Source organism: Flavobacterium foetidum (genome assembly GCF_004634245.1).
Taxonomy (GTDB): Bacteria; Bacteroidota; Bacteroidia; order Flavobacteriales; family Flavobacteriaceae; genus Flavobacterium; species Flavobacterium foetidum.
On record NZ_SJTF01000018.1, the window covers coordinates 44391 to 65321 of the forward strand.

Annotated in this window: 17 protein-coding genes; 13 read left to right on the forward strand and 4 right to left on the reverse strand. The window is 35.2% G+C overall.

Features of this window, described 5'->3' with window-relative positions:
• Positions 1 to 6: 6 nt before the first annotated feature.
• Both pfkA and E0W73_RS19425 read right to left on the reverse strand, forming a co-directional pair.
• Positions 7 to 993, reverse strand: a complete 987-nt coding sequence (gene pfkA, locus E0W73_RS19420; protein WP_135223703.1) for a 6-phosphofructokinase — start codon at positions 991 to 993, stop codon at positions 7 to 9.
• Positions 994 to 1304: 311 nt separating this feature from the next.
• Complete coding sequence (locus tag E0W73_RS19425; protein ID WP_244248519.1) at positions 1305 to 5843, reverse strand: translocation/assembly module TamB domain-containing protein; 4539 nt, start codon at positions 5841 to 5843, stop codon at positions 1305 to 1307.
• Between the two features lie 195 nt (positions 5844 to 6038).
• Here E0W73_RS19425 and tsaD point away from each other — a divergent pair, with 195 nt between their 5' ends.
• From tsaD to E0W73_RS19465, 8 genes are all read left to right on the forward strand, one after another.
• Positions 6039 to 7061: a tRNA (adenosine(37)-N6)-threonylcarbamoyltransferase complex transferase subunit TsaD gene (gene tsaD / locus E0W73_RS19430; RefSeq protein WP_135223704.1), complete on the forward strand. Its 1023-nt coding sequence runs from the start codon at positions 6039 to 6041 to the stop codon at positions 7059 to 7061.
• 3 nt (positions 7062 to 7064) lie between these two features.
• Complete coding sequence (locus tag E0W73_RS19435) at positions 7065 to 7769, forward strand: 16S rRNA (uracil(1498)-N(3))-methyltransferase (RefSeq protein WP_135223705.1); 705 nt, start codon at positions 7065 to 7067, stop codon at positions 7767 to 7769.
• Between the two features lie 96 nt (positions 7770 to 7865).
• The gene (locus E0W73_RS19440; RefSeq protein ID WP_135223706.1) at positions 7866 to 8504 is read left to right on the forward strand and encodes a DUF4159 domain-containing protein; all 639 of its coding nucleotides are present in this window, start codon (positions 7866 to 7868) and stop codon (positions 8502 to 8504) included.
• Positions 8504 to 9007, forward strand: a complete 504-nt coding sequence (locus E0W73_RS19445) for a TrmH family RNA methyltransferase (protein WP_135223707.1) — start codon at positions 8504 to 8506, stop codon at positions 9005 to 9007. The genes E0W73_RS19440 and E0W73_RS19445 overlap by 1 nt, the downstream gene beginning before the upstream one ends.
• Before the next feature lie 348 nt (positions 9008 to 9355).
• Positions 9356 to 10315 (forward strand): zinc metalloprotease, encoded by a 960-nt coding sequence (locus E0W73_RS19450; RefSeq protein WP_135223708.1) that lies wholly within the window; start codon positions 9356 to 9358, stop codon positions 10313 to 10315.
• Between the two features lie 110 nt (positions 10316 to 10425).
• Positions 10426 to 11517: an AI-2E family transporter gene (locus E0W73_RS19455; protein ID WP_135223709.1), complete on the forward strand. Its 1092-nt coding sequence runs from the start codon at positions 10426 to 10428 to the stop codon at positions 11515 to 11517.
• Between the two features lie 2 nt (positions 11518 to 11519).
• Positions 11520 to 12701 (forward strand): THUMP-like domain-containing protein, encoded by a 1182-nt coding sequence (locus E0W73_RS19460; RefSeq protein ID WP_135223710.1) that lies wholly within the window; start codon positions 11520 to 11522, stop codon positions 12699 to 12701.
• 3 nt (positions 12702 to 12704) lie between these two features.
• Positions 12705 to 13274, forward strand: coding sequence for a hypothetical protein (locus E0W73_RS19465; protein ID WP_135223711.1), 570 nt, complete (start codon positions 12705 to 12707; stop codon positions 13272 to 13274).
• Here the strand turns inward: E0W73_RS19465 and E0W73_RS19470 are convergent, their stop codons facing one another.
• Entirely contained in the window at positions 13275 to 13928 is a 654-nt protein-coding gene (locus E0W73_RS19470; RefSeq protein ID WP_135223712.1) for a M15 family metallopeptidase, read from the reverse strand.
• Positions 13929 to 14008: 80 nt separating this feature from the next.
• On the opposite strand from E0W73_RS19470, the gene E0W73_RS19475 reads away from it, so the two are divergent.
• Both E0W73_RS19475 and E0W73_RS19480 read left to right on the forward strand, forming a co-directional pair.
• A complete protein-coding gene (locus E0W73_RS19475; RefSeq protein ID WP_135223713.1) occupies positions 14009 to 14569 on the forward strand; it encodes a hypothetical protein in 561 nt (186 codons plus the stop codon).
• A 112-nt stretch (positions 14570 to 14681) separates the two neighbouring features.
• The gene (locus tag E0W73_RS19480; RefSeq protein ID WP_135223714.1) at positions 14682 to 16430 is read left to right on the forward strand and encodes a CocE/NonD family hydrolase; all 1749 of its coding nucleotides are present in this window, start codon (positions 14682 to 14684) and stop codon (positions 16428 to 16430) included.
• Between the two features lie 45 nt (positions 16431 to 16475).
• Here E0W73_RS19480 and E0W73_RS19485 read toward each other — a convergent pair whose 3' ends face one another.
• Positions 16476 to 17579, reverse strand: a complete 1104-nt coding sequence (locus E0W73_RS19485; protein WP_135223715.1) for a fatty acid desaturase family protein — start codon at positions 17577 to 17579, stop codon at positions 16476 to 16478.
• A gap of 288 nt (positions 17580 to 17867) precedes the next feature.
• Between E0W73_RS19485 and nadA the strand changes: the two genes are divergently transcribed.
• Genes nadA through E0W73_RS19500 form a run of 3 tightly spaced genes read left to right on the forward strand, consistent with a single transcriptional unit; the run spans position 17868 to position 20827 of the window.
• Complete coding sequence (nadA, locus tag E0W73_RS19490) at positions 17868 to 18800, forward strand: quinolinate synthase NadA (RefSeq protein WP_135223742.1); 933 nt, start codon at positions 17868 to 17870, stop codon at positions 18798 to 18800.
• A 26-nt stretch (positions 18801 to 18826) separates the two neighbouring features.
• Positions 18827 to 20344, forward strand: coding sequence for an L-aspartate oxidase (gene nadB, locus E0W73_RS19495; RefSeq protein WP_135223716.1), 1518 nt, complete (start codon positions 18827 to 18829; stop codon positions 20342 to 20344).
• Positions 20345 to 20380: 36 nt separating this feature from the next.
• Positions 20381 to 20827: a CopD family protein gene (locus tag E0W73_RS19500; protein WP_135223717.1), complete on the forward strand. Its 447-nt coding sequence runs from the start codon at positions 20381 to 20383 to the stop codon at positions 20825 to 20827.
• The last annotated feature ends 104 nt before the right edge of the window (positions 20828 to 20931 follow it).

A 20931-nucleotide genomic window follows, 5' to 3' on the forward strand; every position in this document is an offset into this window, starting at 1 on the left:
TTATATTTATGTTGACATGATGTCTGATACTCTCAACAATTCTCTGTCTATCTCAGATTTTCCTTTGATAGCCTGTTCCAATGGTGTCAAAATTACTTTGTCTTCTCTTACACCCACCATGTAATTTGACTTACCTTCAATCAAAGATTCAACTGCCTTAACACCCAAACGGCTAGCCAAAACACGGTCAAAACAAGATGGAGAACCACCACGCTGCATGTGCCCTAAAACAGAGACACGTACATCGTATTCAGGTAAATTAGCTTCAACATAATCTTTTAGTTCAAATACGTTTTTACCAATTTTATCACCTTCAGCAATTACCACAATACTTGAAGACTTACCTGATGCTTTACTTTTTTGAAGTGAATCCAATAAACGATCCAATCCTAAATCTTCTTCTGGAATAAGAATTTCTTCTGCTCCTGCTCCAATACCTGCATTAAGAGCGATATGTCCTGCATCGCGTCCCATCACCTCTACAAAGAACAGACGATTATGCGAACTTGCAGTATCTCTAATTTTATCAATACAGTCTACAACCGTATTTAATGCTGTATCGTAACCTAAAGTGAAACTTGTACCGTAGATGTCATTATCAATTGTGCCAGGAATTCCCATTACTGGAAAATCATATTCGGCATTAAAAATCAAACCTCCAGTAAAACTACCGTCTCCGCCAATAACCACCAAAGCATCAACTCCGGCTTTCAAAAGATTTTCGTGTGCTTTTTTTCTGCCCTCAGGTGTTCTAAAGTCAACAGAACGAGCCGATTTTAAAATCGTTCCCCCTTTGTTTACAATATTATTTACGCTTCGTGGCCCCATTTCTTTGAAGTCTCCTTCAATCATACCTTGGTAACCTCTATAAATCCCGATGCATTCTATATTATGATAAGCGCAAGTTCGAACAACAGATCGTATTGCAGCATTCATTCCAGGTGAATCTCCTCCTGAGGTAAGAACACCTACTTTTTTTATTGTTTTTGGCATTATTTAAGTATTAAAGTGTAAAATTAGCAAACATTCAGCACTTTTCGGGTTATGATTATAATAAATTAATCAAATATGTTAAATGCAAACGTTTTCGTTAATAAGTTTTTTTATAGTAAAAATTTCATTTACAATAATAAATCGCCCTTTTTTTAATTAAATCGTTAAAATTAACAATACCCGAATTAAGTGTTATAAAAATCAGAAAATCTGGTGTGACAGAAATAATTCCTAATCAAGCCTATAAATTTAAAATAAAAAAAACCATTACGTTACTAATGGTTTTAGAAATAGCTATTTTTAACAATCTATTAATAATCGTTGTCGTCTGGAATGACACCCTGATTGTTTTGATGCTGTTGTTGCTGCTGCTGTTTTTTCTTTTCTTCTTCTTTTTTTCGTTTTTCCTCTTCTTTTTCAGCTTTCTTTTTATTCTTCTCAGCGTCTTTCTTATTAGAAAAATTTACAAAATCAGGATTTAAATAAGAATCTTGAACATCGTCTCCAGTGTTTTTTACCGCTCTTTCAATCTTATGATTTTTAAAGAGCTTATTGACTAATTCACTAAAAGTATCAAAATCAACTTCGTAAGAAATACCGACACCTTGTGTATAACCGATTCCCTGTCCGATATAATTCACGTCATTTTCTTTATTAAACAAACGAAGGTTCATGGTTCCGTCTTCGTTAACACGATACAAAATCTCGATATCTCCTACAATGGCAGATTCGTTTACACCGCCTACTGGCACGCCGAGCTTACCGTTTATTGTAATGCGCTCATTAACCTGCGACGAAATATTGGCCTGGAAACGCCCGTCAACTTCTTGCCCTAACCTACGATCTGCAGATGTATAGGTAAAATCGACGTTTACCTTATCATTATCTGATTTTACTATATCACCAAATAAACTAGAAACCGTTTCTGAAAGTGTTCCTGAAAAATCGCCCTGGCTAAATCCGTCTGGGCTCATAAAAGAACCTGTAGACAGTAAATACAAAGCCTGAGTCTGACGAATGTCCTTATCATCTAATTTATATTGGATTTCAGATTTTAAAACACTACTTACCGATGGAAACTGAATATCAAAATTAGGTTCAGGACTTGCTAAATCTCCCCTTAAACCAATAACCACTTCTACAGGAACTTTTTTATTGAAAGATGAAGTATTATCTAAAAGGACTGCCGGATTTGCAGATGTCTTATAAACCGCCTCAAGATTTAGCTGGGCACGCATAGGGTTTCCTTCCCAAATAATGGATCCTCCTTTTTTGACCAAGAATTTTTTATCGATAAGACCTCCATATTTAAAATTATACGTTCCTTCGTATGCCTGGAAATCTCCCCACATATTAAATTTACCCAACGTATTTATCTTAAATAAAAGCGAACCGTATCCTTTTCCTTTCATTCCGTGTCCAGAATTTCTATCTAGAATAACCTCTACTTCGGCATCGGGCGTAATATCAAAATCAAACTCCAGCTCTAGTCCGTTATAGTTTCTTGTTTTTTCAACAATTCCCTTAGACATATTAAACTTTTCTTTTGGAGTCACAAAATGAATCCAGCTGCTCTCTCCAACGCTCTGTGCATTATTGATCGGAATTTTGACTTCTGTTCCTTTTTCAGACTTGGCATCTACCTTAATAAACAAGCTCTCTACTGGACCACGAATACTGGCGGTACCATTTATAAAAGCGGTCCCAAAATAAGCGGCGTCGTCACTGTCTTTGGTATCTAATGCCAGCAATCGTTTAGAAGTGATGCTGAGATCCAATTTCCAATCTCCAAAATTCTTATGTTCAATGCTTCCGTTCAGCAACCCTTTTGTGCCAAATTTTGTATCTGTCAGCTGGTTGTTTCTAAACAAAAACTTTTCATTCGTAAGGTCTATAACAGTCCTGTCGCTTAATTCGTAATCTGTATTCAGATACGGAATGGTCATTCCTGCCTTTTCAACATACAGCCTTCCGTTAATTTCAGGCTTTTTCATATTACCAACAACCGCAGCATTACCAGAAACAGATCCCCGAATGTTAGACAAAACATCCCCACCAACAGGTCCCAAAGTAGCCAGATTAAAGCCCTCGAGTTTTAGACTTAAATCTAAAAACGTTTCTTTATTTTCTACCGCAAAAGTCCCTTCTGCTTTAAAAGATTCCGTAAAGCCATTACGAATAGAAGAATTTATAGTAAATTTTTTAAAATTTTCATCGCCGGCGATATCAAAATTCAATGTTCCGAGTTCCGTCTTATTCAGCACAAGATGATCTATTTCTATAGAAGCTGTGGGCTGATAAATGTTTTTATTTTGTTTGTAATTAATGTTTCCGTTCAGATTACCGTGAAAAACAAACTTCGAATTCAGCGGCGTGATCTTATTAATGTCGACATCTTCAAAATTCAGAACCAAATCTTTATAATCATTTCCTTTGATAACGCCATTCAAATCAATCTTCTGATTTTCGTGTGATAAAACAATATTGTCTATTGTGAAATTCTTAAAATATTGATCGATAACAATCTGATTGTCTTTTTCTTCATTTTCATTTAAATACCACAAATAGTCTTTAAATTTCATTTCAGATTTCTTAATCCCGACAATGTTGTTTTTGTTTTTATCGATTGTGTGATACAAGTCAAGGTTAAAATAATCTTCTCCTTTGTTTCCTCCTTTAAATTCGGAACGAACAAACAAAGTATCCTTCGCAGTAACATTGATCAAATTAAAATCACGGATTTTATAATACGGAGTCTTGATGCTATCTAACTCGATGTAAGCATTATAAAGCGTGTTTTTATTATCAATATTGATTCGGATATTGTCAAAAGTATTTTTTGCCGCAGTAATCTTTTGTGATTTGAAACGGAATTTGAATTCTTTTAGGTCAGAATCTATTTTACCTCTTACAACGGTCGATGAATCGATATTGATTTCTGGATAAAGCATTTCGACAACCTTATCGTAAACATGAAAATTGAATCGCAGAAACTGTCCTTTTTTAACTTTATAAGGCTTATAATTTGTATAAAGGCTTCCTACGGAATTCATTACCAATTTATTCAGCTGTGCAAACTGAAATTTCCCCACAATCCTACCATCTACGACATCTTTTGAATTAATCGTTATGGTTCGTAAACGGTCTTCGTCAAAATTAGAATTAACAGTTACTTCATCAAATACATAAGTAGATTTCGGATTCTGATAAACCGCATCTTTTATAAAAATATTTCCTTGAAGATTCTCAATAGAATTACCGCTTACCTGAACTACGGCGTTTCCTTTAAAATTCGAAACAGAATCTTTGACAAACTTTAGTTTCTGTAGATTCGAATTTTCAACGTTTATATTAAAATCATAGCGGTTTTCTCTTTTGCTCAAATCGACCAATCCGTCAAAAGTAAGACTCAGATTAGGGTCATTTACAGTAATTTGACCTTTATAATAAGGAAGCTTGAAATTTCCGTTAACTTCGATATTATTATAGGTGTATCTATTATAATCTAATTTAGAAATCTCTCCCTTAATAATAGTATTTAAATATCTCTCTGTAAAACCAACCCCATCTACATCTAGATTAAGCGTTGTTTTGCCAAGATCTTTTCGTGCCAGAACTGCTCCTACATTAAAGTCTTCCAATACAATATTTCCCGAGTACGATGCTTTATCGATGAAATCCATATTGTTCATATGAAGATCCACTCGAGCATTACCCAAATCAGATGCCATCTTAAATTTGGTCTCCAAATCGGTTGTAGAAACCTTGGCTTTACCAACAATATTGAACTTGCCGATACGTTTCAATTCTTTTGGCAATCTTTTACCCAAAACGCCCGGAAGCAAAACCACAAGATTATCGTAGCTTGCAATGAGTTTATCAAATTTTCCATCCATTGAAAACTTCTGTTCTTTGGTCCCCAGAAGATTCCTAAAGTTGATTGTTCCGTTGATTCTAGATCCATTTGCATCACTCAGACGCAGATTGCTGAGGGTGAAGTTATTTAACGGACCTTTTAATTTGGTTTTGATTTTAAAACGCTGGTTTTTTCCCAGTCCGTCATAAAAATAGCGAATATCATTTGAGGCGATAGAAGCAGAATCCAATACTACATTAAAGCGTACCTTGTCTGTAAAATCTAAGAAATCTTTTGGTTTATAATTTAGGACTGCCAATCCGTAAAGAGACGAACGCTTGGTCTTAATTGCAAGATTTTCGACCTTTATCTGTTTTTTTGAATAACTGAATTTCCCTGCAAAATTAGAAACATATAAGCCACGGTGGTCCAAAAAAGAAAAGCGGTGAATTATAGTATTGACATCAGGACCATACAATTTAAAATCGCTGATATAGGCATTCATTTTCTTGAAATTCAAAAAAACCGGAATTCTTTTGTTCTCATCGACAACCGAAAAATTTCCTTTTTCGATGTATGCATTTCGCGCTGTCAGTAAAAAATGTTTGTCTGATTTGGGGGTTGTTTTCTTATCGGTTTCAAAAGCTTGGATGAACTTATTCATGTTATTTTCATCTTCGCCTTTGTATGTTTTTAAATTGAAAATCAATCCTGTCAGACGCAAATCTCCAAAAATTAGGTCGCCATCGAGTAAACGGCTGAAACTTGCAATATCAGTAGTGATGATTTCAGAATAAATCATAGTCTTTTTATGATGATCTAAAATCGAGACTTTTTTCAGTTTTACACCTCCAAAAATATTTATTGCCGTTCTTTCGACATTTATGTTGACTTTAAAATCTTCATTAAGTGAATTGGTAACGTAATTGGCAATTTTTGTCTGCACGAAAGGCAGCGACAAAATAATAGCAAGTGTCAGCAAAAGTAAAATCAACCCAATTAGGGTGCGTGATATTATTTTCTTTACTTTTTTGATAGCTGTTTTAATTTTAGTTTTCTTTTAAATTTACTTTGAACAGACAAGAATCGCTGTTTTTGATAAAAATTCTTTAATTTTGGGCACTGTGGCAATCAAAGAATGCTTAAAAAAATTGATTTGTCAAATATAATTCAAAATTTGTGCCTTTATATGCAAAATCCTGAGGTTTTTATTCTTGCCATCGAAAGTTCATGCGATGATACTGCTGCCGCGGTTCTACATAACGACAAAGTATTGTCAAATGTTGTGGCAAATCAGTTAATTCACAATCAATACGGCGGTGTGGTTCCCGAACTAGCATCGAGAGCACACCAGCAGAATATCGTACCTGTAATAGATGCTGCGCTTCGCAAAGCAAATGTACAAAAAGAACAGCTAAATGCCATCGCTTTTACACAAGGTCCTGGACTTATGGGTTCGCTGTTAGTCGGCACCTCTTTCAGCAAATCATTATCGCTGGCTTTAAAAGTTCCGCTTATCGCTGTAAATCATATGCACGCCCATATTTTAGCTCACTTTATTGATGAAGAAGGCTATGATAAACCTGAATTTCCGTTTCTGGCCCTTACCATTAGTGGCGGCCACACACAAATCGTAAAAGTCAATAGTTTTTTTGATATGGAAATTATCGGAGAAACCACTGATGATGCGGTTGGAGAAGCTTTTGACAAAAGCGCGAAAATCTTAGGACTACCGTATCCTGGCGGACCGCTGATCGACAAATATGCAAAAGAAGGAAATCCGAAAGCTTTTGCTTTTACCAAACCCAAAGTTCCGGGCTTGGATTTTAGTTTTTCTGGCTTAAAAACGGCAATTCTCTATTTCATTCAAAAAAACAAACAGGAAAACCCGAATTTTATTGAGGAAAAACTAAACGATATCTGCGCTTCTATACAACATACTATCATCGAAATTTTGATGGACAAAATAAAACTGGCCGTAAAAGAAACCGGAATCACACAAATCGCAATTGGCGGCGGTGTTTCGGCAAATTCTGGAATTCGAAATACATTGAAAGAAACTGAAACCCAATACGGCTGGAAAACATTTATTCCTAAATTTGAATACACCACCGATAATGCTGCAATGATCGGAATTGTGGGTTATCAAAAATATTTGGCAAACCAATTTGAAAATGCTGCAGTTGTCTCTAAAGCCCGAATTGAATTTTAAGTTATGCAGTTATTCTTTAATCCTAACATACACGAGTCGACCGAAAGTTTTTCTTTTGACAAGGAAGAAAGCCGTCATATTATAAAAGTGCTCCGAAAAAAAGATGGAGACATTTTACAGGTTACAAACGGATCAGGATTGCTTTTTGAGACTCAAATCACGCTGGCCTCAGACAACAAATGCACCGTAGAGGTTTTATCGATAAAAAATGCCGAAAAGCCAAAATTCCGTTTGCATCTTGCCGTCGCGCCAACCAAAATGAACGACCGTTTCGAATGGTTTCTCGAAAAAGCAACCGAAATTGGCATTCAAGAAATAACGCCGATTTTTTGTGATCGGTCTGAGCGAAAAGTAATCAATAAAGATCGCTTTGAGAAAATCATTCTTTCGGCCATGAAACAATGCAATGAAACGTTTCTCCCCAAACTAAATGATGCTGTTTCTTTTAAAGAATTTATTAAGCAAAAAAATCAAGGCCTGCAGCTGATTGCACATTGCGAAGAAACGGATAAAAAAGCTCTAAAAGAGGTTTTGAAACCCAATCAAGATGTAATCATCTTAATAGGTCCCGAGGGAGATTTTTCTGAAAAGGAAATTGCATTGGCATTAGAAAATAATTACAAACCGGTAACTTTAGGAAACACACGTTTAAGAACAGAAACGGCCGCAGTTGTAGCTTGCCATAGTGTTGTGTTTTTTAATGAATAATTAACCGTTACGTTTGTCAACAAAAGTCACCAATCTTTGTCGAGCTGCTTGTGGAGAGTTCTCCTTCGTCGAAATGACAAAAAAAGTTAACAATTCATGAAAAAAATATTTTACTTATTATTACTTTTTTCAATTTCTTCTTTCGCACAAGAAATCGCTTTGCTAAAATACAGCGGAGGTGGCGACTGGTATGCCAATCCAACTTCTTTGCCAAATTTAATCAGTTTTTGCAATGCGAATATCAATACCAGAATAAAGCCAAAGCCGTCAACTGTAGAGCCGGGAAGCCCAGATTTGCTTTCGTATCCTTTTGTACATATGACAGGGCACGGAAATGTGGTTTTCAGCGATTCTGATGTCATCAATCTCAGAAATTACCTTACTGCTGGAGGTTTTCTGCACATCGATGACAATTACGGAATGGATCAATTTATTCGAAAAGAAATCAAAAAGATTTTCCCAAATAATAGTCTTATTGAGATTCCGGCTAATCATGCCATTTTTCAGAAACCATTTTCTTTTCCGAATGGATTACCGAAAATTCATGAGCATGACGGAACACGTCCACAAGCTTTTGGGATTTTTATAGAAAATAAGCTGGTCTTGCTTTACACTTACGAATGCGATCTTGGCGATGGCTGGGAAGATGCCGAAGTACATAACGACCCTGTAGGTGTACGTGACAAAGCCTTAAAGATGGGCGCCAATATCATCAATTATATTTTTACCAATTAATGCAGCTTACTCATCACGAAAACCGATTTGAGAGAAAAACTTTTCCAATCACTTTAGTTTGCGACCATATCTATTTTCAACAGAATATCGGTTCTTTGTTCCGAATTTCTGAAGCTTTTGGAGTTGAAAATATTATCTTTTATGGAAAAGATATTCCGCTTACACCCCGTAAAATCAATAAAACATCTCGAAGCACGCATCTTCATGTGCCCCATTCTGTTATCGAAGAATTTTCAGAACTTCAATCTTTTCTTTTAGACAATAGTTTTGAAATTATCGCCTTAGAAATCACTTCAAACAGTAAACCTCTTAAAGAAGTCATTTTTCCTGAAAATAAAAAAATCGCACTTGTAATCGGAAGCGAAATCAGTGGAATATCAGCAGAACTTCTAAAACTTTCAAGCCAAATCGTACACATCAAAATGTTTGGAAATAATAGCAGTATGAATGTTGTACAGGCTACCAGCATAGCATTGTATGAACTTACTTCATTAGCAAAATAACTTTTAAGCAGATTTTCTTAAAAAGATTATCTGAAAGGTAACTTAGCCTTAAAAAAACTTATTATTCTTACTAAAAAAGTATCTGGTTTTTGAATCTGATTTTTTACTTACGACCATTTTATCGATTAAAAGCAAATAAGAACGATTAAATACGTCTTTTAAATACTAAAATAAGAAAAAAATTATTAATATTTTATCTCTAGTTTTTGTAAGAACCAGATTATACAAGGCTTTGTAAAATTCTCACAAATAAAACTTTATAAATATTTTGCTACAATACTTTTTTGTTATAAAATTGCTTAAATATTCAACTAATCAACATTTTTGTAACAAAAAACCCAAGTAATTATGAAAAAATTTATTGTTTCCGCATGCACAGCTTTAATGCTTTTTGCTTGCCAAAATGATCAATCTGAAAACAACAATTCAGAAACTGCGATTGCTTCACGTCGTGCTTGTGCCTCGCAAGAAGTTTTACAAGCCCAATTAAAAGCAGACCCTTCGCTTGCTATTCGTATGAACGAAATAGAAGCATTTACAGCAAAACATTTATCAAGTAATTTTACGGGTCGTTTGGTAAACGGCAAAATCGAAATTCCTGTTGTTGTAAATGTCTTATACAGAACTACAGCACAAAATATTTCTAATGCACAAATTCAGTCTCAAATTGATGTGCTTAATAAAGATTTTAACGCTCTTAATTCTGATTACAATAATGTTCCGGCTCTTTTTTCGGGTGTAAAAGCCAACATCGGAATTACATTTGTATTAGATCAAGTAATCCGAAAATCGACTACAAAAACCTCATGGGGAACCAATGACGCCATGAAAAAAACAGCTCAAGGAGGAATTGCACCGACTTCGCCAACTACAAAACTAAACATCTGGACTTGTAATATTGGTGGCGGAATTTTAGGATATGCTCAATTTCCTGGAGGAGCTTCTTCTACAGATGGCGTTGTAATTGACCCACGTTATTTTGGCTTGTCTGGCGCGGCAAATGCGCCATTTAACTTAGGAAGAACAGCTACCCATGAAGTTGGTCACTGGATGAACCTTCGTCACATTTGGGGAGATGCAACCTGCGGAAGCGATTTAGTAGCAGACACTCCTACTCATAACGAAGAAAACTACGGTGTTCCTTCGTATCCACACTATAGCACCTGTTCGGGAAATCCTGTAGAGATGACCATGAACTACATGGACTACGTAGATGATGCTGCAATGTATATGTTCTCTCAAGGTCAGAAAACAAGAATTGCCGCCATTTTTACAAGCGGAGGAGCAAGAGCTTCATTTGCCCAATAAAAAATGGCCTAAAACCAATAGAAAAGCGAGATTTTTAAGTCTCGCTTTTTTTGTTTAAGTCTAGATTTTAAAAATGCTTTTTCCTATATTTATAGTTCTAAATTTTAAACATGATCACTTCAAAAACTATTTCGAACGGAATTTTAAGAGCGCTAGCAACCATCCTAATAATTGGCATCGTTTTATACTTTTTATATCAGATTCAAACAGTAATTGTATACTTGTGTATTTCTTTAATATTGTGTCTCATTGCCAATCCGCTGGTTTTGTTCTTAAAAAACAAACTAAAATTCAGCAACTCTATGGCCGCCACGACTACAATCATTCTTTTTATATTCATCATTGTAGGCTTTATTTTGTTATTTGTACCTCTGATCATTTCGCAAGCGAATAATTTGGCTTTACTAGATACCGCTCATCTACAAACGAAATTTATAGAAACAGAAAAACATCTTGAGGAGTATTTTAACATCCAGCACATTGATTTAAATAAAGTCATAAAAGATTCTAAGATAACATCGGTTCTAGATTTTAGCTATTTTACAAGATTCATCAATTCGATCATCAATTTTATGGCCGATATGGGAATGGGATTGGTTTCGGTATTTTTTATCACATTCTTTTTTATTAAAGATCAGATTATTTTTAAGGATCAAGCAAGAAGAATACTTCCTGATTCAAACGAAGATAAAATCCTGAATTCTATTACCAAAATCAACCATTTGCTTACCCGATATTTTGTTGGCTTGCTTTTGCAGTTAATCGTGGTATTTATTCTATACCTTATTGTATTGCTAATCTTCGGAAATAAAAATGCCTTTGTAATTGCATTTTTGTGTGCAATTCTCAATGTCATTCCGTATTTAGGACCAATCATCGGGACCACGTTAGCGGGAATTTTGACCATGATCAGTATGATTGGACAAGATTTTCAGTCCGAAATTCTTCCAAAGACAATTTATGTGATTATAGGCTTTTTGGTAGTTCAGGCAATCGACAATAATATCAGCCAACCTATAATATCGTCAAAAAGCGTAAATTCGCATCCGTTAGAAATATTCTTGATTATATTAATCAGTGGCATAACGTTTGGAATTGTCGGAATGATCATTGCGGTTCCAGCTTTTACAATGATTAAAGTAATCCTAAAAGAATTTTTTCCTGACAACAAAATTGTCTCCGTATTAACCGAAAGAATTTAGCATTGAACACACCCATTTTGCATCCAGATATTCAAGAATATATAATTCAAAATACGGGTGCAGACATTACAAAATTGGCGCTTCAGAAAAATCCGTTTCCTGAAGTAGAATGGATCACGATTTTAAATCAGATTGAAGCAAGATCCAAAGCAAAAGACAAACTGCCGACTTGGTTCGCGGCATCAAACATTGTTTTTCCGAGCAAGATTTCTGTAGAACAGACCTCATCTGAAAAAACTGCGTCTTATAAAGCATCTTTGATTTCTGGCAAAACATTAATCGATCTTACTGGCGGATTTGGTGTTGACGATTATTACTTTTCCAGAAATTTTAAAGTGGTTGCGCACTGCGAAATCAATCAAGAATTGTCTGCAATTGTAAAACACAATTTTCAGCAGCTTGAAATAAAACATGTTTTTTGCTATCCTGAAGATTCTATCAATATTCTGAAAGAATCTGAAATGAAATGGGATTGGATCTATATTGATCCTTCTCGACGAAACGATGCCAAAGGAAAAGTCTTTATGCTCAAAGACTGTTTGCCGAATGTGCCCGAACTTCTGGACTTTTATTTAGAAAAAGCCGATTCGGTTTTAATCAAAACCGCACCGATATTAGATATTTCGGCAGGTTTGTCTGAACTGAAATTTGTTCAAAACATTCATATCATTGCGTTGCAAAATGAAGTGAAAGAGCTTCTTTTTGAAATTCATAAAAATTATTTGGGTCCAATTAGCATCAAAACCGTTAATATTCTAAAAGACAAAACTGAGAAATTTGAATTTGTTCTCGAAAATAATAATGCTCCGGTTTCCTATTCGCTTCCGCAAAAATATCTCTACGAACCCAATGCCGCTATTATGAAGTCTGGTGGCTTTGATGAGATAAGTTCCTTTTTCGGAGTAGGCAAACTTCACAGACATTCGCATTTGTATACTTCAGAAACTTTATTGGATTTTCCTGGGAGGAGATTCGAAATCCAGAAAGTGATTCCGTACAGCAAAACCGAGATGAAAAATGAGCTTAGCAACCAGCAGGCGAATGTCACCACTAGGAATTTTCCTGAAACAGTGGAGAATATCCGAAAAAAATGGAAAATAAAAAATGGAGGGAATCTGTATTGTTTTTTTACAACTGATGTAAAAGATAACAAAATAGTTTTAATTTGCAGCAAAATAAACTAAGAAATGAAACAACTAATTACCTTAACTGTTTTTTTGCTAACTTTTACTGCATTTGCACAGAAACCATGCGAATACAGCGCTAATGTTACCGACTCTATCGGATCTTACAAAATTACCAACGAATATCTTGTGAACGAGAAAAACTTTGGTGGCACATTTAACTATGTTTTTTTTGCACTCGCACAAACAGACGGCGTACCGACTTTAAACGTGCAAATGATTCAGAAAAGCAAGGATTTTATCAAAGCCAATTGTTTTGATAAAAATTCAAGAATTTTTCTGCAGCTGCAAAATGGAAAAATCGTTTCTCTTATGCACATCAATCAAGAAAATTGCGGGACACTTATTCAAGGAGCCGACAAAGGGTACAATAACCGCGTAAATACAGGTGTTTTTATGTTTATGAAAGATAATTTCGAAGAACTTAAAAAGTCTCCAGTTACGATGCTTCGAATTAAATATCTAACTGATATTGAAGATTATATCATGAAAAGCGAACTGACATCTGAAATGAACGGAAAAGTGTATCATCCGGATACTTATTTCATGGAAAACATTCGTTGTGTTGAATAATTATTGGCAGGTCCATTTTTCATTAGAAACTTTATCTTTTAATCCAGCTTTTAAATTGTAATGCCACCATTCGGAATCAAAAGAATTGAATCCGTTTTTGATCATTATCGTTTTTAAATAAGCTCTGTTGGAAAGAATCTCTTTTGAGAACTTTTTAAAATTATGACCCGCCTCAATTCCAAAAAAGTCAAAAGAAGTTCCCATATCAACTTCTTTCCCGCTAGCGTCTACAAGCGAAATATCTACGGCTCCTCCTCTATTGTGGATGGAGCCTTTTTTTGGGTCTGCCACATAATTTGGGTTAGATACAATCTCCCACATTTTTTTCTGAATATCTAAAGGGCGGTAACAATCGTATAATTTGATTCGGTAACCTTTTTTCAAAAACTCTTTATTGGCTGCAATCAAGGCCTTTACTGTTTTTAAGCGAAGCATACATTCTGCACAATCGTAGACTTTTGCCTTAAGAAAATTATCTTCTGTAGCATATTTCATATCGTATATAAAATCGGTGCTGTAATCCCGAAGATTGACAAAACTCGTATCGGATACTTCAATTTTTACTGGGCTTGAATAGGTTTCATTTTGCGCATTTGACAAAAATAACGCTGCAAAGAAACTTACGAAAAATAAAAACGTAGAGGCTTTCGGCATGAAATTAGCTTTTTAATAAAGGAATTTTCTCAAAAAGTAAATATAAGAATAATAAATTGTTTAACTAAATTGATCTTACAATGAAAAAAATTATCTTTTTGATGCTTCTTTTTCCTCTTCTTGGAATTTCGCAGCAACAGTCTGAACCTTCAAAATTTATAAATGAATCTCTTTCTGTTCAAATTAACAAAAATGAGAATGCGAAAGCGGTTTTTAAGTCTGGAGTTGGCGAAACGGTTACTTTTTATCCGAGTGAAATTATTGATTTGAAAGAGAAAAAAAGAATTGAAGGCCTCGAACTCGAAAGTATATTTATCACCAGAGAATACCAAAACAGACCTTCGCAATACACAAAAGAAACGGCATGGATTGAAACTGCTGAAATTCCTGAACTGCTTTTTTGGTTTGAGAATTACATCATCCCCAATATGAATTTAGGGGCAAATTCTAAAAAAACGGTACAGTATGTTTTTAACTCAAAAGAAGTGCAATTCAAATTTGATATTAATAATTCCGGCCAAACTTTTACCATAATTATAAAAAATTCTAAATACGAGGATAAATATTTTTGGACCGAAACTCGGGTAAAAGATATTCCGAATATTATAAAAACGCTTCAATATTTTACAGTAAAAACATAAAAAGGGCAATTATCTCTTTTTTTTCTTATTAAAAAAAGTGCTTCAGCAACCGCTTTTTTTTAGTATATTTCACTCAAAATCAATTTAATCTGCCACTTTTCAAGAACTATCGATGAAGAATATAAAATTATATTTTCTGATTTTGAGCCTATTGTTAACAGTTTCTATTCGCGCACAGCAAACCAAAGCGGCACAGGTAGCTGATAAAAACAGCGATTATGATATTCAGGACAGCATTATGATTCCGACACGCGATGGAATACTTTTATCTGCAATGATGGCGAGAAAAAAAAATGATTCAACTCCCAAATCTGCAATTCTTCAATACACCATTTACGTTCGAGATAAAGGACGTGACCTCAAAAACATAAAAGAATCTGTTGACAAAGGTTATACAGGAATAATTGTATATGCTCGCGGAAAACGTTTTGGCACTGGCGAAATCAATCCATATGAAAATGAAAGTAATGATGTTTACGATGCAATAGATTGGATCAGCAAGCAAAAATGGTGCGATGGACGCGTGGCCATGTATGGAGGCAGTTATAACGGATTTACGCAATGGGCGGCCTGCAAAAAAATGCATCCGGCACTTAAAACAATTGTTCCCGCAGTGGCAAATAGACCCGGAATGGGCCTGCCGATGGAGAATAATGTATTTATAAATCCGAATTATGAATGGGCTTTTTATGTCGGAAATAATAAATTTCTTGATACAGTTGCCGGAAACAACAGACAGCGTTTTAGAGGAATGCAGTTTAAATGGTGGGAAACCGGCGTCGCTTACAAAAAACTAGACAGCATTGATGGCGAGCCAAACAGATGGTTTCAGAAATGGATAAGCCATCCTTCATTTGATTCTTACTGGCAAAAAATGGCTCCTTACCAAACGGATTTTTCGCAAATAAATATCCCTGTTCTAGCTTTTGATGGTTATTATAATGATTCTCAAAATTCGAGTCTGTATTATTTAAAAGAACTCCAAAAATACAGTCCGAAAACGCCTTTTTATTTGGTTATCGGTCCTTATGGGCATTTTGGAACACAGATTGGCGGCGAAACTGTTATTAATGATTATAAAGTGGATCCGGTTTCTTTAATTGATATTAAAAAAATTACCTATCAATGGTTTGATTATATTCTGAAAAACGGACCAAAGCCAGAGATTTTAAAAGACAAAATCAATTATGAAGTGATGGGTGCCAACGAATGGAAAAGCGCTCCGACATTCGAGAAAATGCATAACGAGTATCTGACTTTTTATCTCACTTCTGTTGCTTCAAAGGATTTCCGACTTGCAGATTCTAAAAAACCGAAAAAGCAGGAGTTTTTAACACAAGAAGTTGATTTTGCAGACCGAGAAACAAGCAATAACAACTATTATCCGAGCCCAATTATACGAAAAGAAGTCAATGCAAATGATGGTTATTTTTTCATCACAGAACCTTTGACAAAACCTTTAATCGTAAACGGTTCTTTTCTGGGAGAAATCAAACTCAGCATCAACAAAAAAGATCTTGATTTGGGTGTAACGCTTTACGAAGTTACGCCAAACGGCGAATATTTTCATTTGTCTTATTATATTGGACGCGCGAGTTATGCCAAAAACATTGAGAAAAGACAGCTTTTGGAACCAAACAAAATTGAAACTATTGCTTTTACTAACACTCATTTTGTCAGCAAACAACTCAACAAAGGAAGCCGTATTTTAATAGCGCTAAATGTAAACAAAAATCCGTTTTCGCAATTAAACTACGGAACTGGAAAGGATGTCAGCGATGAAACCATCAAAGATACACAAGAACCTTTAAAAATTAAATGGTACAATGATAGTTTCGTCAAGGTTCCTGTTTTGAGATGATTATTCAAACAAAATAATTTAATTGAATAATTTACACTCGATAAATCAAATCTCACCCGTCATTAAAATATTCTCCTTTACTCCTTTGTTTTTAAGCATTCTGAAGTGAGAACGAACAGCGTGATAAAAAGGATATGACGTATAAGGAAGATCATACTCAGCAGCATAACGTCTAATGATTGGCGTGATATAAGGATAATACGTATGCCCCACGGCCGGAAAAAGATGGTGTGCGATATGATGCGTAAAACCTCCGTACAAGAAATTGGCCAATTTGCTTTCGGTGCTGAAATCTTTCGTTACAATCATTTGATGCATGGCCCATGTAGCAGAAAGATTTCCGTCTTCATCGGCATGCGGAAAATGCGCATCTTCGTCAACATGTGTTGAAATGAGCGCAATAACACCCAAAGCACTGCCGCACATATGCATAGCCAGCCAAGCGAAAAGAACCATATACCACGGCTGATTTAAAACCAGCATCGGAACAAAAAGCAGATAAAAAAGGTTGATGATTTTTGCTGCAAAAAGTCTGTAAACTTCGGGCTTCGGAATTGTTTCTACAACTTTCATAACGTAATTATCCTTCTTCCCAAAAAAATCCTTAAAATCTCGAATATACAACCAATTAAGACTATACAGCGGATAAATAAACCACATGTAAATATGCTGGTATTTATGATAACTTAATAAAGGACTATTGGGAAAAATTCGGATTATGTCACTTTGTTTAATGTCTACATCCCAATCGGGCACGTTTGGATACGCATGATGTAGTCCGATATGGCGACGCATCCAAAGCCAATGATTGCTGCCAAAAAGTTCCAACACATACAGGAACCATTTGTTATGCTTCGGTTTTTTAAACAACGCACCATGTGCAGCATCATGAAAAGCATTAATAAAAAGCACAATCATCGTAATGCCTGACAAAATGTAAAAGAGAAACAACAGATAGGTCTGATTGCCAAAAAGTAATATACAGGTGTAAAATATAAAGAAAACAACAACAAGACCTAAAGATTTTACAACATTCAGTAGATACAAAGATGAATTATTCAAGACTGTTTCATGCACTTCTAAACGCATCTTTTTAAAAAAATCATCATCTCCAGGTTTAAGATAAACTGGTCGTTTTAATTTTTCCATATTGTTATTTGGCTAGAATTATTCACTCAAATTTAAGCAAAAAAAAGTTAAAATACGGTATTATAATACATTACAATTTTAAAAAAGCAAGAAAAATCAATCAAGAACACTAATTTTTCTTTTTAATATTTTATGAATCTATAAAAACAAAAATCAATCAGTATGATTAAAATCATAATTTAAAAAAATTGCTGATTGTACATTTACCCTGAAAATAATAGTGCATTAATGCATTTCAAAAACAGCTTCTAAAACTTTTCGACTGCAATGGTAAATAAGAGTCAAACAATGGATAAGGATTTTCTAGTACAAGAAATCATCAGGTTAAAACAGGAAAAAAATGCTGTAATCTTGGCGCATTATTATCAGGATGAAGACATTCAGGAAATTGCTGATTTTATTGGAGACAGTCTTGAATTATCTAAAAAAGCACAGGCAACAGATGCTTCGATAATTGTTTTTGCTGGTGTTCATTTCATGGCGGAAACCGCTAAAATTCTAAATCCAAACAAAAAGGTCCTCCTTCCCGACTGGGAAGCCGGATGCTCTCTTGCGGATGGCTGCAATCCAACTGACTTTAAAGCTTTTAAAAATCAATATCCTGATCACATTGTCATTACTTATATCAATTGTTCGGCAGAAATAAAGGCGATGAGCGATTTGGTGTGCACATCGGCAAATGCAAAAAAAATCATAGACTCGATACCTTTAGAGCAAAAAATCATATTTGCACCAGACCAGAACTTGGGAAATTATCTTCAAAAGGAAACCAAACGCGAACTTGTTTTATGGAAAGGCTCGTGTGTTGTGCATGAGGCATTTTCATTAGATAAACTCATTGAAATATATACTAAAAACCCGACAGCCAAAATCGCGGCGCATCCAGAATCTGAAAGCCATATTCTAAAAGTGGCGCATTATATTGGTTCGACTTCGGGAATTATCAATTTTATAAAAACAGATCCTACTAATGTTTTTATTGTGGCAACGGAAGCCGGGATACTGCATGAACTTTCAAAAGCCGTACCTGATAAAATGCTGATTCCGGCTCCTTCCACAGAAGATAATACCTGCGCTTGCAGCGAATGCGCTTTCATGAAAATGAATACACTACAAAAACTGTATTTATGCCTTAAAAATGAAAGTCCTGAAATGATTGTTTCTGAAAAACTTAGAGTCGAGGCTCTAAAACCTATCGAAAGAATGCTCGAACTATCTTAGCCATGCCAAACTCAAATCTAAACAATATGCTAAAAACAGATATTCTTATAGTAGGTTCTGGTATTTCAGGATTGTTTTTTGCAATGAAAACAGCCAAAAAACGTCCTGATTTGTCTATTGTTATAATGACTAAAGAAACTGCTCAAAATACCAACACACAACTTGCTCAAGGTGGCATTGCCGTTGTGACAGATGTTGTAAAAGACAGTTTTGAACAGCATATAAGAGATACGCTTCAATCTGGTGATGGTCTTTGCGAGCGGGAAATCGTAGAGATGGTGGTCAAACAAGCTCCCGAAAGATTAAAAGAACTTGTTGAAATAGGAACATCTTTTGACCAAAACGAAAAAGGAGAATGGAATCTAGGTCTTGAAGGAGGTCATTCGCAACATCGGATTCTGCATCACAAAGACAGTTCTGGACTGGAAATTGAAAAAAAATTACTCAAGATTATTAGAGGTTTTCCCAATATTAAACTTTTGGAAAATCATATGGTCATTGATCTTTGCACCGAAACCAAAAACGACAAACCAATTTGTACAGGAGCTTTCTTCTACAACAAAAAGCACAATACGATAAAATACATTAGAACCCGAACAATTGTGCTTTGTACAGGCGGATGCGGACAGCTTTTTGCACACACCACGAATCCGAAAATTGCAACGGGGGACGGAATCGCATTGGCCGCGCGTGCAGGTGCAACAATTGTCGATATGCAGTATATTCAGTTTCATCCAACCGCTCTGGCGTCAGGCGGAAAAAATCCAATGTTTCTTATTTCAGAAGCTGTAAGAGGTTACGGAGCGCATATCGTAAACGAAGAAGGCAAAAGATTTCTTTTTAAATACGACGCAAGAGCAGAATTGGCAACTCGTGATGTGGTTTCAAATGCCATAAATAAGGAACTTCAGTCAAGTTCCAAAAAACATGTCTTTCTAGATTGCAGACATTTGGATAAAAATTCTTTTTACCAGCAATTCCCTGTCATCACTTCACATTGCAATGAATTGGGAATTAAACCAGAAAAAGATTTAATTCCGATTGTTCCGGCTGCGCATTATCAGTGCGGTGGCATTAAGGTCGACAAAAATGGTGTTACGGCTATTCAAAATCTTTATGCCATTGGCGAATGTGCCAGAACGGGTTTACACGGAAAAAATCGTTTAGCATCAAATTCACTTTTAGAGGCTTTGGTTTTTGCGCATCAAGCATCTGAAAATGTCGGCAGAACCATTGCCAGATTTACTTTTACTTCTACGATTTTAATTCCGAAATTCCCAAAAATACATTATCCAAATGATTACAATGCTTTTGACATACTGAAAAAAGAATTGCAGCAACTTATGACCAATTTCTACACGAGTGAGCATCGCAATTTCGATTTAGCTTCAGAAGAAATCAAAAAGCTTAACAGTCATGCTATATCGTTTACAGAACGACATGAAATTACGATTCCATTCATAGAATTTTCGAATATGTTAACTGCAGCATTACTTATAATCATGCAATGCAAGTTGGAAACAAAAGAAATGTGCGAAAGCTGAAAGAATACTATGGGCTAACATTATAAAAAATGCATTATGACACTACATCACCTCGTACTGATAATTCATCTTTTAAGCGCGACAGTTTGGGTCGGCGGGCATTTGTTTCTTATGATTTGCATTCTTCCAACGGCCTTAAAAGAAAAAAATCCTGCACTCATTCTAAATTTTGAAAAGAAATTTGAGAAACTCGGAATGTCGTCTTTGGTTTTGTTAATTCTTACAGGAATCTGGATGGCAATTGATTTTGGAGTAACTTTTGAATCTTGGTTTCATTTTAAAGCAGGGTTCGAAAAAGTCATTTCAATTAAACTGTTGCTTCTTTTTGCAACATTTTGCTGTGCTGTCTGTGCACAATTTTATATTCTTCCAAATCTTCGTCCAAATTCTATCTGGAAAATGGCCATTGTAATTGTAACTGTGACCATGATTGGAATAACGATGCTTATCCTGGGCTCGACACTTCGCTATGGCGGAATTTAGAATAGTACTTAATCCAGAACGTTCAAAATGATTTTATATTCACTTAGAATCGCATTTATCAAAAAATAAAGAAATATTTCTAATGAAACAATGTTGCGTTTAAA

What these genes read in the sequence shown, in the direction of transcription:
- pfkA (WP_135223703.1), bottom strand. Translation starts at nt 993, where the DNA reads ATGCCAAAAACAATAAAAAAAGTAGGTGTTCTTACCTCAGGAGGAGAT.
- tsaD (WP_135223704.1), top strand. Translation starts at nt 6,039, where the DNA reads ATGCAAAATCCTGAGGTTTTTATTCTTGCCATCGAAAGTTCATGCGAT.
- E0W73_RS19435 (WP_135223705.1), top strand. Translation starts at nt 7,065, where the DNA reads ATGCAGTTATTCTTTAATCCTAACATACACGAGTCGACCGAAAGTTTT.
- E0W73_RS19440 (WP_135223706.1), top strand. Translation starts at nt 7,866, where the DNA reads ATGAAAAAAATATTTTACTTATTATTACTTTTTTCAATTTCTTCTTTC.
- E0W73_RS19445 (WP_135223707.1), top strand. Translation starts at nt 8,504, where the DNA reads ATGCAGCTTACTCATCACGAAAACCGATTTGAGAGAAAAACTTTTCCA.
- E0W73_RS19450 (WP_135223708.1), top strand. Translation starts at nt 9,356, where the DNA reads ATGAAAAAATTTATTGTTTCCGCATGCACAGCTTTAATGCTTTTTGCT.
- E0W73_RS19455 (WP_135223709.1), top strand. Translation starts at nt 10,426, where the DNA reads ATGATCACTTCAAAAACTATTTCGAACGGAATTTTAAGAGCGCTAGCA.
- E0W73_RS19465 (WP_135223711.1), top strand. Translation starts at nt 12,705, where the DNA reads ATGAAACAACTAATTACCTTAACTGTTTTTTTGCTAACTTTTACTGCA.
- E0W73_RS19470 (WP_135223712.1), bottom strand. Translation starts at nt 13,928, where the DNA reads ATGCCGAAAGCCTCTACGTTTTTATTTTTCGTAAGTTTCTTTGCAGCG.
- E0W73_RS19475 (WP_135223713.1), top strand. Translation starts at nt 14,009, where the DNA reads ATGAAAAAAATTATCTTTTTGATGCTTCTTTTTCCTCTTCTTGGAATT.
- E0W73_RS19480 (WP_135223714.1), top strand. Translation starts at nt 14,682, where the DNA reads ATGAAGAATATAAAATTATATTTTCTGATTTTGAGCCTATTGTTAACA.
- E0W73_RS19485 (WP_135223715.1), bottom strand. Translation starts at nt 17,579, where the DNA reads ATGGAAAAATTAAAACGACCAGTTTATCTTAAACCTGGAGATGATGAT.
- nadA (WP_135223742.1), top strand. Translation starts at nt 17,868, where the DNA reads ATGGATAAGGATTTTCTAGTACAAGAAATCATCAGGTTAAAACAGGAA.
- nadB (WP_135223716.1), top strand. Translation starts at nt 18,827, where the DNA reads ATGCTAAAAACAGATATTCTTATAGTAGGTTCTGGTATTTCAGGATTG.
- E0W73_RS19500 (WP_135223717.1), top strand. Translation starts at nt 20,381, where the DNA reads ATGACACTACATCACCTCGTACTGATAATTCATCTTTTAAGCGCGACA.